This is a genomic window from Castellaniella defragrans 65Phen (genome assembly GCF_000612685.1).
Classification (GTDB): Bacteria; Pseudomonadota; Gammaproteobacteria; order Burkholderiales; family Burkholderiaceae_B; genus Castellaniella; species Castellaniella defragrans.
In genome coordinates this window covers 1,502,242-1,517,424 of the sequence record NZ_HG916765.1, presented here as the reverse complement: position 1 = coordinate 1,517,424, position 15,183 = coordinate 1,502,242, and the positions used below count along the sequence as shown (strand labels likewise).

The following is a 15,183-nucleotide window of genomic DNA, read 5'->3' as shown; positions in this document are numbered from 1 at the left end:
GTTGCTAAAAGCCGACACCCGGCCGCGTCCATCCGCGTAAAACACTCCAAGAGGGCGCGGGAAGGGATTTGTACTTAACCCGGCGGGGGAAAATGCCTTAAGATTTCGCCTAACACGCATGAAACCCAGCGCAACTTCTGAGCACTCCAACTCGACATTGCTATACTGGAAGCGTTCTTCGATATGCGGCGGGGGTTCGCTGCGGTCACTTTCAAGCATCATGCTCAAACGAGGAGAAACATGAACAAACCCTCCAAAATCGCTATTGGACTCGCCATTGCTGCCATGTCTGCCGTCGGCACCGCCTCGGCCTCCGACAACTGGACGAACGTGGACGGCCATGTCTGGAAGGACGCGAGCGGCCAGAACTGCTGGCGTGATGCTTTCTGGACGCCGGCCACCGCCGCCGAAGGCTGCGGCAAGCCCGTCGCCGAAGCGCCCGTCGTCGCCCCGACCGCCAGCAAGGTCGTCCTGAACGCCGACACCTTCTTCGACTTCGACAAGTCCACCCTGAAGCCCGAAGGCAAGCAGGTCCTGGATCAGGTCGCCCAGCAAGCCGGCTCGATCAACCTGGAAACGGTCATCGCCACCGGCCACACCGACTCCATCGGCACCGAAGCCTACAACCAGAAGCTGTCCGAACGCCGCGCCAACTCGGTCAAGCAATACCTGATCAGCAAGGGCGTGCCGGCCGACCGCATCTACGCCGAAGGCAAGGGCGAACTGCAACCCGTCGCGTCCAACAAGACCCGCGAAGGCCGCGCGCAGAACCGCCGCGTGGAAATCGAAATCGTCGGTACCCGCAAGTAATTCCGCTGGCCGCACGAAGCCGCCGCGCCCCGCGCGCGGCGGATACAATAGGGCTCCGTTCGACGGAGCCCTATTCATTTCTGGAGCCTTCTGGAGCCTGCCCATGCACGCAGCCAACGCCGATCCGGCGGAACTCGACAAATTCAGCGCCCTCGCCTCCAGCTGGTGGGATCCCCAGGGCGAACTGAAGACCCTGCACGACATCAATCCCCTGCGGCTGGACTGGATCCGCGCCCAGGCCGGCGCGCTGGAGGGCCAGCGGGTGCTGGACGTCGGCTGCGGCGGCGGCCTGCTGGCCGAGGCCATGGCGGCCGAGGGCGCCCGGGTCACGGGCATCGACCTGGCCAAGCAGTCGCTGCAGATCGCGCGGCTGCACGGCCACGAATCGGGCATCCAGGTGCAGTACGAATGCGCCAGCGCGGAAGACTACGCGCAGCGGCAGGCCGGCCGGTTCGACCTCGTCACCTGCATGGAACTGCTGGAACACGTGCCCGATCCGGCCTCGGTCGTCGGCGCCTGCGCCCGGCTGGTCCGCCCGGGCGGGCTGGTGTGCTTCTCCACCCTGAACCGCAACCCGAAATCCTTCCTGCTGGCCATCGTGGCGGCGGAATACGTGATGCGCATGCTGCCCCGGGGCACGCACAGCTACGAACACTTCATCACCCCCAGCGAACTGGCCGCCGCCGCGCGCGCGGCCGGACTGGAGGTCGTGGCGCTGTCGGGCATGGGCTACCAGCCCCTCACCCGGCGCTACAGCCTGACGCCGGACACCGGCGTCAACTACCTGATGGCCGCGCGGCGCCCCGAATGACCATGCCGCACCGCCTCGTCCTGTTCGATTTCGACGGCACCCTGGCCGACACGGCGCCGGACCTGGCCGCCGCGGCCAACCGCCAGCGCCACTACCGGGGACTGCCTCCCCTGCCCTACGAGGCCCTGCGGCCGTACGCCTCGCACGGGGCGCGCGGCCTGCTGAAGGCCGCCCTGGGCCTGGACGCCGGATCGGGGGAATACGAAGCCGCCCGGCAGCGCTTCCTGCGCGACTACGCCGAGGCCATGGTGGTGCGCACCCGCCTGTTTCCCGGCATTGCCGAACTGCTGGACCTATTGGGCGGCCCGTCCTACGGCTGGGGCATCGTGACCAACAAGGTCGAATCGCTCGCCCTGCCCATCGTGCGCCATCTGGGCCTGCAGGACCGCTGCCTGGTGACGGTGGGCGGCGACACCACCCCCCACACCAAGCCGCATCCCGAGCCCCTGCTGCACGCCGCCCGCCAGGCCGGCATCGCGCCCGAACACTGCATCTACATCGGCGACGACGAGCGCGACATCGTGGCCGGCCAGGCGGCCGGCATGGTCACCGTGGCCGCGGCCTACGGCTATTGCTCGGACGACCCGGCCCGCTGGGGCGCCGACGCCATCGCCGACGCTCCGGACGCGCTCTGGCCCCTCATCGAGCGCTGGGCCGGGGGAGGCCTGAACCGGCGGCCGTGAACAGCACGTCGGTCGAGGAATTCAGCGCCGTCTCGGCGGAATCCTGCAGCACGCCGATGATGAAGCCCACCCCGACGACCTGCATCGCCAGGTCGTTGGAAATGCCGAACAGGCTGCAGGCCACCGGAATCAGCAGCAGCGATCCGCCGGCCACGCCGGAGGCCCCGCAGGCGCAGACCGCGGCCACCAGGCTGAGCAGCAGCGCCGTGGGCAGGTCCACCGTCATCCCCAGGGTATGGACCGCCGCCAGCGTGAGCACCGTGATGGTGACGGCGGCCCCCGCCATGTTGATGGTGGCCCCCAGGGGGATGGACACGGAATAGGTGTCCTCCTCCAGGCCCAGCTTGCGGCACAGGGCCATGTTGACCGGGATGTTCGCCGCCGAACTGCGCGTGAAGAAAGCCGTGACGCCCGATTCGCGCAGGCAGGTGAACACCAGCGGATAGGGATTGGTCCGCAGCCGCAGGAACACGATGAGCGGGTTGACCACCAGCGCCACGAACAGCATGCAGCCCAGCAGCACCGCCAGCAGGCGGGCGTAGTCCAGCAGCGCGCCGAAGCCGGTCTCGGCCATGGTCGAGGCGACCAGGCCGAAGATCCCGACCGGCGCGGTGCGGATGACCACCTTGACGATGTACGACACGCCCGCCGACAGGTCCGCCATGACGGCCTTGGTGGAGGCGTTGGCATGGCGCAGCGCGATGCCCAGGCCGATGGCCCAGGCCAGGATGCCGATGTAGTTGGCCTCGGCCAGGGCGCGCACGGGATTGTCCACCACGCTCAGGAGCAGGTTGCGCAGCACCTCGACCACGCCGCCGGGCGGGCTGAGCGCGGCCTCGCCCAGCTGCAGGCGGATGGTCAGGGGGAACATGAAGCTGGCCGCCACGGCGACCACCGCCGCCGCGAAGGTGCCGATCAGGTACAGGGCCAGGATCGGCCCCAGCCGCGCCTGCGAGCCCTGCTGGTGGTTGGCGATGGAGGCGGCCACCAGCACGAAGACGAGGATCGGGGCGATGGATTTCAGCGCGGTGACGAACAGGCCGCCCAGCAGGCCGGCGGCGCGGGCCGCTTCGGGCGAAAGGAGCGCCAGGATCGCGCCGGCGGCCAGGCCGATCATGATCTGCGTCACCAGGCTGCCGTTGCGCACGAACTGGAACAGGGGAAAGGATTTCAGGACGTGGGACGTCATGGGGATGATGGACTCCGGGAAGGGATTTTCCGGCGCGCGGAGGCGGGCCTGCGCGCACGGCCCCGGTCGGGCCGGCGCGCGCGGCGGGCCTCCGGAACCCGCGAACGGGCGCCATTCTAGCACCGCGGCCCGGCATGGCGGCCCTACGCCGCGATCCTGCGCCGCGGCCGGGCACGGCGGCCCTGCACCGTGGTCGCGGCTGCGCCGCCCCGGCGAGCCGATACAATCGAGACTTGCCGCGCCGCACGCGCCGCGCCCGCGCGGGACGGCGGGCACGCGGCATGCCCACCTCACGTTCTCCGAAGGAATTCCATGGCATCACACACGATCCGCGTCGGCGTCGCAGGCTACGGCAACCTGGGGCGCGGCGCCCTGGCGGCCCTGGCGCGCTGTCCCGACATGCGCCTGGCCGGGGTGTTCACGCGCCGCGATCCGGCCTCGTTGCGCCTGCCCGACCCCTCGACACCGGTGTACTCCCTGGACGACGCCGCCGCGCATCGCGGCGAGATCGACGTCATGATCCTGTGCGGCGGCTCCAAGGACGACCTGCCCGTCCAGGGCCCCGCGCTGGCCCAATGGTTCACCACGGTGGACAGCTACGACACCCACGCGCGGATTCCCCAATACTTCGAGGCCGTGGACGCCGCCGCCCGCGCGCACGGCACCCTCTCCATCATCGCGGTGGGCTGGGATCCGGGCCTGTTCTCGATCAACCGCCTGATGGGCGAGGCCATCCTGCCGGACGGCGCCACCTACACGTTCTGGGGCAAGGGCCTGAGCCAGGGGCATTCGGACGCCATCCGACGCGTACCGGGCGTGCGCGCCGGGGTGCAGTACACGATCCCCGTCCCCGAGGCGGTCGCGCGCGTGCGCGCGGGCGAACAGCCCGCGCTCTCGACCCGCGAAAAGCACCGGCGCGAATGCCACGTGGTGCTGGAGCCGGGCGCCGATCCCCGCCAGGTCGAGCAGGCCATCGTCGCCATGCCCGACTACTTCGCCGACTACGACACCACGGTGCACTTCATCGACGCGGCGACGCTGGCCCGCGAGCACGCCGGCATGCCGCACGGCGGCTTCGTGATCCGCAGCGGCCGGACGGGCACCGCCGAGAACCAGGTGATGGAATTTTCGCTGAAGCTCGACAGCAACCCGGCCTTCACGTCCAGCGTGCTGGTGGCCTACGCGCGCGCCGCCTGGCGGATGAGGTCCGCGGGGGAAACCGGCGCGCGCACCGTGTTCGACGTGGCCCCCGGCCTGCTCTCGCCCCAGTCGCCCGAGGCCCTGCGCAAGGCGCTGCTGTAGGCGGCGGCCCGGCCGGCAGACGCCCCCGCCGGCGGGAAGGCCAGCCCCGGCCGGCGCCCCGAGGCGCCCGGCGGCGCGCTTCCCTCGCGCTTGCCGGCGGCTGCCCCGCACACTACCATGCGAGAAACGCCCAAGACATCGTTCAGGAGTCAACCATGAAGCAGCCCTTCCTTGCCCGCAGGGATTTCCTGAAACTCGCGGGCGCCGCCGCGCTGCCCGGCCTGCCGGCCTGGGCCCGCGCCGCCGACGCCGTCGACGCCGCCGCCGTCGCCGAAGGCAAGGCGACGTTCTTCGCCAACATCACCGCCGTGCAGCCCATCATGGACGCCTTCCACGAGGCGACCGGCATCCAGGGCGAATATTCGCGGATCTCCAGCTCCAAGTTCATCCCCACCCTGCTGACCGAGGCCGCCGCCGGCAAGCTCACGGCCGACGTGGTGCAGGCCCCCCTGCCGATGCTGGAACTCCTGAAGGAACAGGGCATCCTCGCACCCTACCGGTCGCCGGCCGCCCAGGGCTATCCCGACTGGGCCACCAAGGACGAGCACATCACCCTGTTCGGAGTGGAATACGTCTCCTACCTGTACAACACCCAGCACGTGCAGGTCGCCGACGCGCCCCGGCGCTACCAGGACCTGGGCGACCCGAAATGGCGCGGCCAGATCGTGATGGCCAACCCCGCCAACCACGCCTCGACGATCTCCTGGCTGGTCGGGCTCAAGGAACAGGTCTTCGCCTCGGAAGACGAATGGATGCAGTTCGTCAAGGCGCTGGCGGCCAACCAGCCCATGTTCGTGGCCTCGTTCGGCCCGACGCCGGCGCCCATCGAAAGCGGCGAGAAGCGCATCGCCATTTCCATGCCCAAGTACATCGTCACCAAGGCGCCCGCGCCGCTGGCCTGGGGGCCGCCGTCCGGCCCGCTGCTGGGCTCGGCCCGCGCCATCGCCGTCACGGCCAAGGCGCCGCACCCGGCCGCCGCGCGCGCCTTCGTGGACTACTGGCTGGGCCGCGAAGCCATGTCGCTGCTGGCCAGGGACGTGGGCGAATACGTGCTGGCCCCGGGCGTGCATCCGCCGATCCCGGGCATCGACCAGGTCCAGGTCAAGGCCGTGCGCGACCTGTCCGACCAGGAACTGCAGCGCTGGGGACGCGAGTTCGGCAAGATCTTCGGCGCCCGCTGAATTCCGCCCACCATGGAAATCCGCATCGAAGGCCTGTGCAAGACCTACCGGTCCGAAGGCCGCACCGTCGCCGCCCTGGACCACGTGGACCTCACCATCCCGGCCAACGAGATCTTCACCCTGCTGGGGCCCAGCGGCTGCGGCAAGACGACGCTGCTGCGCTGCATCGTCGGCCTGGAGACCCCGGACGCCGGCGAGATCCGCATCGGCGACGACGTCGTCTGGTCGTCCGAGCGCCGCATCGCCGTACCCACCGAAAAGCGCGGCCTGGGCATGGTGTTCCAGACCTACGCCATCTGGCCGCACATGTCGGTCTTCGACAACATCGCCTATCCCCTGCAGGTGCGCGGCGCGCCCCGGGCGCGGATCCGCGAGAAGGTCGCGCGGGCGCTGGAATTCGTCCAGCTGCGCGGCGTCGAGCGGCAGCCCGCCACGCGCCTGTCCGGCGGCCAGCAGCAGCGCGTGGCCCTGGCCCGCGCCCTGGTGGCCGAACCGCGCGTGATCCTGTTCGACGAGCCGCTGTCCAACCTGGACGCCAAGCTGCGCGAGGAAACCCGCAAGCTGCTGCGCCGCTTCCTCGGCGAACTCGGCATCACCGCGCTGTACGTCACCCACGACCGGGTCGAGGCCCTGGCCCTGTCGCACACCATCGCCGTGATGCAGGCCGGGCGCGTGATCGAGACCGGCACCCCGCAGCACATGTACTTCGACGCGCGCCACCGCTACGTGGCGGATTTCATCGGCCGGGCCAACCAGTTCCCCGCCATCGTCCGCAACCGGGAAAACGACTACACCCTGGCGCGCTGCGGCCTGGGCACGATCCACTGCCAGGCCCGCGACCTGCCCGAGGGTGCCGAGGCCACGCTGTGCATCCGCCCGGAATTCATCCGCGTCACGCGCAACGAGGTCGGCCCGGGCTTCAACGTGATCGAGGGCACGATCGAATCCATGGAATTCGTCGGCGAGGTCTACGAGGCCGAGATCCGCGTCAACGACGAGCGGCTGCTGGCGCGCATCGACCCGGACGTGCAGGCCGTGCCGGGCGAGCGCGTCGAGCTCCGCCTGGACCCGGCCCACTGCCTGCTGCTGAGCGCCTGAAGCCGCCATGGCCCGCTTTGCGTCCCGCTCCCAGTCGTCGCGCCCCCTGAGCTGGACCCTGATCATCCTGGTCGGCTTCCTGACCCTATGCCCGGTGCTGATGCTGCTGCTGGGCAGCCTGTCCCAGGGGCTGACCGCCTTCGGCCAGTTCACCCTGTCGAAATACGTCCGCGCCTACACCGATCCGTACCTGTGGGACGTGACCCTGAACACGGCGGTGTTCGTGCTCGGCTCGTCGCTGCTGGCCACGCTGCTGGCGCTGTTCCTGGCCTACCTGAACACCCGCACCGACATCCCCGCCAAGCCGCTCTTCACGGTGCTGTCCATCGTCCCGATGATGATCCCGCACCTGCTGTTCTCGGCCAGCTGGGCGCTGCTGCTGAATCCCAGCAACGGCCTGCTGAACCAGGCGCTGCAGGGGCTGTTCGGCCTGGAATCGGCGCCCTTCGACGTCTATTCGCTGTGGGGCATGACCCTGGTCGAGGGGCTGCTGAACATGCCCGTCGCCTACCTCATCATCGCCCCGGCCATGGCCGCCTTCGATCCCTCGCTGGAGGAGGCCGCGCGCGTGTCGGGGTCGGGCTGGACGCGCACCCTGCTGCGGGTCACCCTGCCGGTGCTGCGGCCCGCCATCCTGGCGGCCGTCGTCCTGGGCATCGTGCGCAGCCTGGCGTCCTACGCCGTGCCCCGCGTCCTGGGCACGCCCGGCCGCGTGGACGTGCTGGCCACCTACCTGTACGACATGATCTCCACCGGCTTCGCGCCGGACTACGGCCAGGCGGCCGCCGTCGGCATGAGCGTGCTGTCGGCCTCCATCGCCCTGATCGTGCTCTACCGCGCCCTGACGGCCGAGGGCGAAAAGTACGTCACGGTCTCGGCGCGCGGCTTCCGTCCCGGCGTGGTCGAGCTCGGCCCCCTGCGAGGCCCGCTGGGTCTGGCCGTCGGGCTGCTGTGCCTGCTGATGATCGTGCTGCCGGTGCTGGTGCTGCTGTACACGTCGCTGGTGCCCTACGTCATGCCGCCCGGCCCGCAGGCCTTCGCCGCCATGGACCTGCGCCACTGGAGCGCCGTCTTCCACGAACCCGGCGCCCTGCTGGCGCTGCGCAACAGCCTGTTTCTGGCGGTCGTGGGCGCCACCCTGGGGGTGGCGCTGTCCCTGGGCGTGGCCTACGTCGTCGTCAAGACGCGCGGCCCGCTGGCGACACTGCTGGAGACGCTCAGCTTCCTGTCGTTCTCCTTTCCCGGCATCGTCATCGGCATCGGCTTCATGTGGTTCTTCGTGCAGACGCCGCTGTATTCCACCCTGGCGGCGCTGCTGCTGGCCTACGTGGCGGCCTACCTGCCCTACGGGGTGCGGCCGCTGGCGAGCGCCTTCGTGCAGATCCACGGCCACCTGGAGGAATCCTCGCTGGTCTGCGGGGCCGGGCGCCTGACCACCCTGCGGCGCATCGTGATCCCGCTGCTGGTCCCCGGGATCGTGTCCGCCTGGATCCTCATGGCGACCATGTTCCTGCGCGAGCTGACGGTGTCCGTGGTGCTGTCGCGCCCCGGCACGGAGGTCCTGGCCATCCAGATCCTGAGCTACGCCGACGACGGCCTCTGGGGCAAGCTGTCGGCCCTGGGCCTGTTCATGATCGTGCTGTCCACGGTGCTGGTGCTGTGCGCCCAGGCCGCGGGCCGCGCCTTCCGGCGGCGCCAGGGGCTGTAGGACGCGAGGCGGGCGCGCCCGCGCATCCGATGCCTCCGCTGGCGGAGTCCCGCTGCCGGTCCCAGGGACGGGTCCGGTGCCGGGTTCCGGTGCCGGGTTCTAGTGCCGGGTTCTAGTGCCGGGTCTCGCCATCTCCGGCCGGCCCGTCGGACGCGCCATCGTCGGCGTCGTACTCGTCGACCCGGAGGTCCGGCGCGCCCATCACCGCCTCCCAGGTGCGCTGCGGCAGGTAGCCCTGCAGGCGCGCGATGGCCTGGCGGATCAGGGCATGATGCAGTTCGTGCCCGACGCCCGAAGCCATGTCCAGGGTCGCGTCGCCGCCCAGCTCGGCCAGATGGCCGTGGACCCGGCGCGCCTGGTCCACGGGCGCGACGCGATCCGCCGCGCCGTGCAGCAGGTGCAGGGTGGTCAGCATGGGCGCGGCCTGCGGCAGCGTGGCGAAGCGCGTGGAAAACAGCAGCGCCCGGCCGGCCAGCCCGGTGTCGGCGCAGGCGGCCTCCAGCGCCACGGCGGCGCCTTCGGAAAACCCTGCCAGGGCCGTCTGCTCCCCGCTCAGGCCGCGGCTGCGCTGCCAGGCCCGGACCTCGCCCGCCAGGGCGGCCCCTGCATCGGCCACCAGGCCGACATAGGCCTCGGCATCCGGGTGCGCCCGGGCGATCCAGCGCCGCGCCGCGCCCGCGCCGAAGGGCCCGTGCGGCTGGACGATCAGCGCCTGGGGAAAGGCCTGCCTAATCGCCGCCACCAGCTCCAGCACCTGCTCCGGCGCGGCCGATTCGCCGTGCAGCACGACGAAGAGCTGCGCGGGCGCGCCCGCGGACGGTTCGATGATCAGGGGGTCGGGACGGGATTCGGACATGGGGCGCGGAGTAATCGGTTCGGATTCGTCAGGCTGGGACCATTTTACCGTTGCCGCATCCCCCCACCTCCCGGCCTGCAGGCCGGTCGGATTCGTCAGGCACAGAGCAGTCCGCAGGGACTGCTCTTTTACAGCTGTCGCATCCCTCCACCTCCCGGCCTGCAGGCCGGTCGGATTCGTCAGGCACAGAGCAGTCCGCAGGGACTGCTCTGTGTCCTGCCTCATCCCCCGAATCCTCCTTCGTCCAGGAACCGCTCCTCCTCCGAGGTGCTGGTGCGCCCGAGCGCGCCGTTGCGGTGCGGGAACCGGCCGAACCGCCGGATGATGTCGCGGTGTTCCACCGCCCAGTGCAGCGAAGCGGGCACCTCGCGCGCGTACAGGGCCACGGATTCCTCCTGGACGGCGAGGTCCTCGGCATGCATGAAGGGCAGGCAGACGAAGCCGCGCAAGGCGGGCTCGATCCGCTCCAGAAAGCAGAGCGAGCGGCGCGCATAGGCCAGCGCCAGGCCGTCCGTGGCGTACATGTGGCCCGTGCCGCGGAAGGCGTTGCGGGGATACTGGTCCAGCAGCAGGATCAGCGCCAGGGCCGGCTCGGCATGTTCCAGCCAGTCTTCCAGCTCCCGCCGGGCGGCGGCGAAGTGGGCGGCGCGGAACCGCTCGCGGAACTCGACGTCGAAGGCGGCGTCCTTGGCGAACCACCGGGCGGGGCCTGCCTCGCGCCAGAAGGAAACGACGGCGCGCGCCGTCTCCGGCGAAGCGACGGAGATCGAGGCGGGGGCATGCGGCATGAAAGGCTCCGGGATACGAGAAACGGTCTACGGTACACCGATCCTTCTCCCTTATACAATCGCACCATCGATCACCTCGCCGAGCCCGCCATGTCCCTGTCCGCCGCCCTCGCTCCCACCGGCGCCCTGCGCGCCTCCATCAATCTGGGCAATCCCCTGCTGGCCCGGCGCGACGCCGGCACCGGCGAAGTCTCCGGGGTGTCCGTGGACCTGGCCGGGGAACTGGCGCGCGAACTCGGCGTGCCCCTGGAGCTGGCGGTGTTCGACAAGGCCGCCCAGTCGGTGGAGGCCGTCGCCGGCCAGGCCGCGGACATCGGCTTCTTCGCCATCGATCCCAAGCGCGGCGAAGGCATCGCCTTCACCGCGCCCTACGTCCTTATCGAAGGCGCCTACCTGGTGCACCAGGATTCCCCGCTGCGCGACAACGCCGAGGTCGACCGGCCCGGCCACCGCGTCGTGGTGGGCCAGGGCAGCGCCTACGACCTGTACCTCAGCCGCCACCTGCAGCAGGCCGAAATCGTGCGCGCGGAAAATTCCCAGCGCGTGGTGGACGTCTTCCTGGCCGGCGGCCAGGAAGTCGCCGCGGGCGTGCGCCAGCAGCTCCAGGCCGACGCCGACCGGGTGGGCGGCGTGCGTCTGCTGCCCGGCCGGTTCATGGTGATCGAGCAGGCCATGGGTCTGCCGAAATCGCGCCCGGCGCAGGCCGCCGCCGCGCTGGCCGACTTCGTCGAACGCTGCAAGGCGTCCGGCTTCGTGGCCCGGGCGCTGGCGCGCCACGGCATCCGGGGCGCCTCGGTCGCGCCGTAATGTCCCGTCAGGCACCGATCAGTCCGCAGGGACCGATCAGTGTCCGGACTCGTCCCGCCGCCCCCGTCACTGGCGGTACCAGCCATAGCCGCTCAGCAGCACGACCCCGGACACCACCAGCAGCGTTCCCCCCAGGAAGCCCGCCCCCACCGGCTCGTCCAGCAGCCAGGCGCCCAGGGCCACGCCGAACAGCGGCGTGAGGAAGGAAAACACGCCCAGGCGGGACGCCAGGTACTTGCGCAGCAGCCAGAACCAGGCCAGATAGCTGAGGAGCGCGACGAACACCGCCTGGAAGGCCAGACTGGCCCAGACCATCGGCGTCATGCGGAATTCCGTCTGCCCCATCAGGAACGCGGCCGCCAGCAGGCACACGGCGCCCGCCGCCAACTGGTACATCAGGGTCTGGCTGGCGGGCAGCGCGGCCAGCCGCGTCACCCGCACCACCACGGTGGTCGCGCCCCAGGCGGCCCCGCCCAGCAGGGCCAGCAGATCGCCCCACAGCATGGCGGCGCCCGCCGCCCGCACGCCCTCGTCGCGCCACAGGAACGCCAGCGCCACCCCGCCGAAGGCGAGCGCCACGCCCAGCCACTGCGCGGCGGCCAGGCGCTCGTCGGGCAGCTTCCAGTGCAACCCCAGCGCCGCGAAGATTGGCGCCGTATACAGCAGCACCACGACGTGGCTGGCCGAGGTGTGGCGCAGGCTTTCGCCCACCAGCAGGAACTCCACGGCATACAGGATTCCGGCGAACAGCCCCGGGCGCCACAAGGCCAGGGCGCCGTCCAGGCGCTCGCCGCGCCAGGCCATGAACAGGCCCACCAGCATTCCGCCCACGGCGCTGCGCACGGCGATCTGGAACACCGGGGAGAAGTCGGGGGCGGTGGCCTTGAGCACGATCTGCTGCAGCGCCCAGACCAGGCACAGCACCAGCATCAGGCCGGAGGCCAGGCCGTCCATGGGCCGGCGGGATTCCATAGGGGTCATCCGGAAATGGAAAACCGCCATTGTAGGTCTCCCGCCCGCCGGAACCGGATGGAACGCACGCCAGCCGTCCAGCCCACAGCGTGAGAGCGCGGGGCCGGCGCCTCCGCGCGTCGCCGCGGGCGCGGGGACCGATCCCCTGCCCCGGCCGGGGCTTTCCTGGCCGCGCGGGGGGTACGGGTCTATGATGATCTTCATCGCAGCCCCTTTCACCACAGCCTCTCTCCATCACCCTCCAGGAGCCCGCATCATGGATTCTCCGATGTATCCCCACCCCACTCCCGAACTGGCCCGGCGGCGCGCCGAACTCGCGCCCGAGGCCCTGTCCGCGTTCAAGGCCTTCAGCAAGGCCGTGTTCGCCCCCGGCGCGCTGGACGCGAAGACCAAGCAGCTGATCGCCGTGGCCGTGGCGCACGTCACCCAGTGCCCCTATTGCATCAAGGGCCACACCGAAGGCGCGTCCCGCGCGGGCGCGTCCGGCGCGGAAATCATGGAAGCCATCTGGGTGGCGGCCGAGATGCGGGCGGGCGGCGCCTACGCCCATTCCGCCCTGGCCCTGCAGACCCTGGACGAACTGGCCGAACGCAAGAAGGCCTGATGCGCGGCGTGAAACGTTTCCCGGCCTGGCCTCATCCAATCGCCACGGTATTCTTTCAGGAGTTCACGTGGACATCCAGCTCCAGCACGACCCTGCGGCCACGGACGACCTCGCGCTGATCGGGCGCGCGGCGGACGGCGACCTGGCGGCCTTCGAGGCCTTGATGCGCCGCCACAACCAGCAGCTCTACCGGGCGGCGCGCAGCATCCTGCGCGACGAATCCGAAGCCGAGGACGCCGTCCAGGAGGCCTGGTGGAAGGCCTACGGCCACCTGCGGGACTTCCGTGCGGAAGCCCGGCCCGCCACCTGGCTGACGCGCATCGCCATCAACGAGGCCCTGATGCGGCGGCGGCGAAACAAAACGCGCGAGGCGCTCATCCAATCCGCATACCAGTCTCCGCACGAACACGACCCCATGCCGACGCACGCTCCCGACACCGAGGCCCCCGCCTCCGCCGGCCCCGACCAGATGGCCTGGCGCGCCGAACTGCGGCGCCGCCTGGAGCGGCGCATCGACGAGCTGCCCGACCTCTACCGCACCGTCTTCGTGCTGCGCGCCGTGGACGACATGCCGGCCGCCGAGGTCGCGCTCGTCCTGGGGCTGCCCGAAGCCACCGTGCGCGTGCGCTTCATGCGCGCCCGCCGCCTGCTGCAGGCGGCCCTGCAGCCGGACTTCGACCCGCGCGCGGCGGGCGCCTTCTCGTTCGCGGGCCAGCGCTGCGACCGCATCGTGGCCGGCGTCCTCGCGCGGGTGCGGGCCGCGGGCGGCTGAAGGAAGCATCGCCCTTCGGGCACGGCCGCCGGGGCACGGCCAATCAGGTGGCGGGCACGATCGGGACTTCGCCAACGACGTCCCCGCACCCCGCGGTCAATCGATCCGGCCCTGCTTCAGAATGGCCGCCACCGCGGGAAAGCCCGCCGCGGCGGCCGGGGGCAGCCGCGCGTCCGTATCGGCATAGGGCGGCGCGGCATCCACGTCCCCCACCACGATCCGGCCGACCATCCCCGCGTGCTCGTGCGGCAGGCAGAAATAGTCGTAGACGCCGGGCGCCTCGAACACCACGGTGTAGGACTGCCCCGGCAGCAGATAGTCCGAATTCCACGGCTTCGCGCCCGCCGGCATGCGCAGCGGCCTGCCGTTGGCGGGATGATAGGCCGTCGAGGTATGGACGTTGCCGGCGTCGCGGTTGACCCAGCGGACGGCCTGGCCCGGCCGGATCAGCAGCCCCCGGGGACGGAACCAGACCTGCGAGCCGCTCGGCGTGCCCGACATGCCGATCTCGACCGCCTCGTCGGCTCCCGCCGGCCGCGGCAGGACCGCCGCCAGCAGCAGGCCGCCACCGGCCGCGAGCAGCAGCCGCCGGCGCGGGTCGTGCGGGAGCGCGTGGCCGTGCAGGGGCGCGTTCATTTCGCCACGCGGCTTTCCTGCGCCGCCGGCACGTTCCACAGCACGATGTGGATGTGCGGCTCTTCCACGCCGGGGTGCCCCGCGTTGTACATGATGTCCACGTGATCCACCTTCGCGCCGGCCGGCACCTTCAGGTCGTTCAGGTGCATGTCGGGCTTCATCAGCGCCAGCGGGATCATGTAGGTGGTGTTCACCAGGCGGCCGTCATGGTCGTAGCCCAGGAAGGGCCCGGCCGGCAGCGTGGCGGGATCGACGAACAGCTGCCCCAGTCCGGGAATGAAGTCGGGCAGCTTCACCAGCGAACTGACCGCCTTGTAGGGGGCGGCCGGCGGCGCCTTGAGCGCCGATGCGCCGGCCGCCTGGGCCGCGGGCGCGCCCAGGCCGAGCGCCAGGGCGGCCGCGGCCGCCGTCAGGAAGGAACGTGAGGACATGAGAATCTCCCGGTATGCGCGGCGGGAATCGCCGTGTTTCGCGCCATTGGATGCGCGGTCCGGGAGATCCGTTTCGGCGGCTGCAGGGACCGCGTCGGGAGCGGCGGCAATTGCGGCGGTGGCAGCGGCTGCCGCCGGGGCGGCGGCTCAGGCGGCCTCGTCCTCGCACATCAGCTCGGGCAGGCCCCGCAGCACGGCGCGCGCGTCCAGCGAGCGCAGCGGCACGCCCGCATCCGCCGGAATGCGGCCGTCGACCTGCAGCATCTGGTAGCGCAGGCAGCAGACGCGCAGGAAGGAGGAAAAATTGCCGGTCTCGCCGCGGTGTTCCAGCAGTTCGTCGTACAGGCGCTCGATCAGCTGGGTCACCCGCATGCCGTCGCGCCGCGCGATGTCCTCCAGCACCTGCCAGAACAGGTGCTCCAGGCGCACGCTGGTCGCCACGCCATGCAGGCGCAGGGAGCGGGATTCGCTGTCGTAGGACCGGGGATTGGCCCTGATGAAGATTTCGCACATGACGCGGACTCCGGAACGGGCA

At 70.8% G+C, this 15,183-nt stretch carries 17 protein-coding genes; 10 read left to right on the top strand and 7 right to left on the bottom strand.

What is annotated here, in order from left to right:
* The first annotated feature begins 240 nt into the window (after window positions 1-240).
* The 3 genes from ompA (at window position 241) to BN940_RS06840 (ending at window position 2,304) form a co-directional block, all read left to right on the top strand.
* Window positions 241-810, top strand: coding sequence for an outer membrane protein OmpA (gene ompA, locus BN940_RS06850; RefSeq protein ID WP_043681441.1), 570 nt, complete (start codon window positions 241-243; stop codon window positions 808-810).
* Between the two features lie 103 nt (window positions 811-913).
* On the top strand, window positions 914-1,621 hold the full coding sequence (gene ubiG, locus BN940_RS06845) for a bifunctional 2-polyprenyl-6-hydroxyphenol methylase/3-demethylubiquinol 3-O-methyltransferase UbiG (RefSeq protein ID WP_043681437.1): 708 nt from the start codon (window positions 914-916) through the stop codon (window positions 1,619-1,621).
* A complete protein-coding gene (locus BN940_RS06840) occupies window positions 1,618-2,304 on the top strand; it encodes an HAD-IA family hydrolase (protein WP_242404282.1) in 687 nt (228 codons plus the stop codon). The genes ubiG and BN940_RS06840 overlap by 4 nt, the downstream gene beginning before the upstream one ends.
* On the opposite strand, the gene sstT is transcribed toward BN940_RS06840, so the two are convergent.
* Window positions 2,261-3,493: a serine/threonine transporter SstT gene (gene sstT / locus BN940_RS06835; protein ID WP_052355664.1), complete on the bottom strand. Its 1,233-nt coding sequence runs from the start codon at window positions 3,491-3,493 to the stop codon at window positions 2,261-2,263. The two genes, BN940_RS06840 and sstT, sit on opposite strands and share 44 nt — an antisense overlap.
* Window positions 3,494-3,805: 312 nt before the next feature.
* On the opposite strand from sstT, the gene BN940_RS06830 reads away from it, so the two are divergent.
* The 4 genes from BN940_RS06830 (at window position 3,806) to BN940_RS06815 (ending at window position 8,782) form a co-directional block, all read left to right on the top strand.
* Entirely contained in the window at window positions 3,806-4,795 is a 990-nt protein-coding gene (locus BN940_RS06830) for a diaminopimelate dehydrogenase (RefSeq protein ID WP_043681426.1), read from the top strand.
* A 155-nt stretch (window positions 4,796-4,950) separates the two neighbouring features.
* On the top strand, window positions 4,951-5,976 hold the full coding sequence (locus tag BN940_RS06825; RefSeq protein ID WP_043681424.1) for an ABC transporter substrate-binding protein: 1,026 nt from the start codon (window positions 4,951-4,953) through the stop codon (window positions 5,974-5,976).
* A 12-nt stretch (window positions 5,977-5,988) separates the two neighbouring features.
* Window positions 5,989-7,074, top strand: coding sequence for an ABC transporter ATP-binding protein (locus BN940_RS06820; RefSeq protein WP_043681422.1), 1,086 nt, complete (start codon window positions 5,989-5,991; stop codon window positions 7,072-7,074).
* Window positions 7,075-7,081: 7 nt separating this feature from the next.
* Window positions 7,082-8,782 carry an ABC transporter permease gene (locus BN940_RS06815; protein ID WP_043681419.1) on the top strand — a complete coding sequence of 567 codons (1,701 nt, stop codon included), beginning with the start codon at window positions 7,082-7,084 and terminating at the stop codon, window positions 8,780-8,782.
* A gap of 112 nt (window positions 8,783-8,894) precedes the next feature.
* Here the strand turns inward: BN940_RS06815 and ypfH are convergent, their stop codons facing one another.
* Both ypfH and BN940_RS06805 read right to left on the bottom strand, forming a co-directional pair.
* Entirely contained in the window at window positions 8,895-9,638 is a 744-nt protein-coding gene (ypfH, locus tag BN940_RS06810; RefSeq protein WP_084330554.1) for an esterase, read from the bottom strand.
* Between the two features lie 221 nt (window positions 9,639-9,859).
* Entirely contained in the window at window positions 9,860-10,426 is a 567-nt protein-coding gene (locus BN940_RS06805; protein ID WP_052355663.1) for a DUF924 family protein, read from the bottom strand.
* 90 nt (window positions 10,427-10,516) lie between these two features.
* On the opposite strand from BN940_RS06805, the gene BN940_RS06800 reads away from it, so the two are divergent.
* Window positions 10,517-11,233 carry an ABC transporter substrate-binding protein gene (locus BN940_RS06800; RefSeq protein WP_043681418.1) on the top strand — a complete coding sequence of 239 codons (717 nt, stop codon included), beginning with the start codon at window positions 10,517-10,519 and terminating at the stop codon, window positions 11,231-11,233.
* Window positions 11,234-11,299: 66 nt separating this feature from the next.
* Here the strand turns inward: BN940_RS06800 and BN940_RS06795 are convergent, their stop codons facing one another.
* A complete protein-coding gene (locus BN940_RS06795; RefSeq protein ID WP_043681416.1) occupies window positions 11,300-12,205 on the bottom strand; it encodes a DMT family transporter in 906 nt (301 codons plus the stop codon).
* Between the two features lie 256 nt (window positions 12,206-12,461).
* On the opposite strand from BN940_RS06795, the gene BN940_RS06790 reads away from it, so the two are divergent.
* Both BN940_RS06790 and BN940_RS06785 read left to right on the top strand, forming a co-directional pair.
* Window positions 12,462-12,809, top strand: coding sequence for a carboxymuconolactone decarboxylase family protein (locus tag BN940_RS06790; protein WP_043681413.1), 348 nt, complete (start codon window positions 12,462-12,464; stop codon window positions 12,807-12,809).
* Window positions 12,810-12,876: 67 nt separating this feature from the next.
* Window positions 12,877-13,581 carry an RNA polymerase sigma factor gene (locus tag BN940_RS06785; protein WP_043681410.1) on the top strand — a complete coding sequence of 235 codons (705 nt, stop codon included), beginning with the start codon at window positions 12,877-12,879 and terminating at the stop codon, window positions 13,579-13,581.
* Between the two features lie 96 nt (window positions 13,582-13,677).
* Here the strand turns inward: BN940_RS06785 and BN940_RS06780 are convergent, their stop codons facing one another.
* The 3 genes from BN940_RS06780 to BN940_RS06770 all read right to left on the bottom strand — a co-directional run bounded on the left by BN940_RS06780 (window position 13,678) and on the right by BN940_RS06770 (window position 15,161).
* Window positions 13,678-14,217 carry a plastocyanin/azurin family copper-binding protein gene (locus tag BN940_RS06780; protein WP_052355662.1) on the bottom strand — a complete coding sequence of 180 codons (540 nt, stop codon included), beginning with the start codon at window positions 14,215-14,217 and terminating at the stop codon, window positions 13,678-13,680.
* Window positions 14,214-14,648 carry a DUF5602 domain-containing protein gene (locus BN940_RS06775; RefSeq protein ID WP_052355661.1) on the bottom strand — a complete coding sequence of 145 codons (435 nt, stop codon included), beginning with the start codon at window positions 14,646-14,648 and terminating at the stop codon, window positions 14,214-14,216. Before BN940_RS06775 ends, BN940_RS06780 begins: the two co-directional genes overlap by 4 nt.
* A gap of 147 nt (window positions 14,649-14,795) precedes the next feature.
* Window positions 14,796-15,161: a ribbon-helix-helix domain-containing protein gene (locus tag BN940_RS06770; RefSeq protein ID WP_043681408.1), complete on the bottom strand. Its 366-nt coding sequence runs from the start codon at window positions 15,159-15,161 to the stop codon at window positions 14,796-14,798.
* Window positions 15,162-15,183 lie beyond the last annotated feature (22 nt).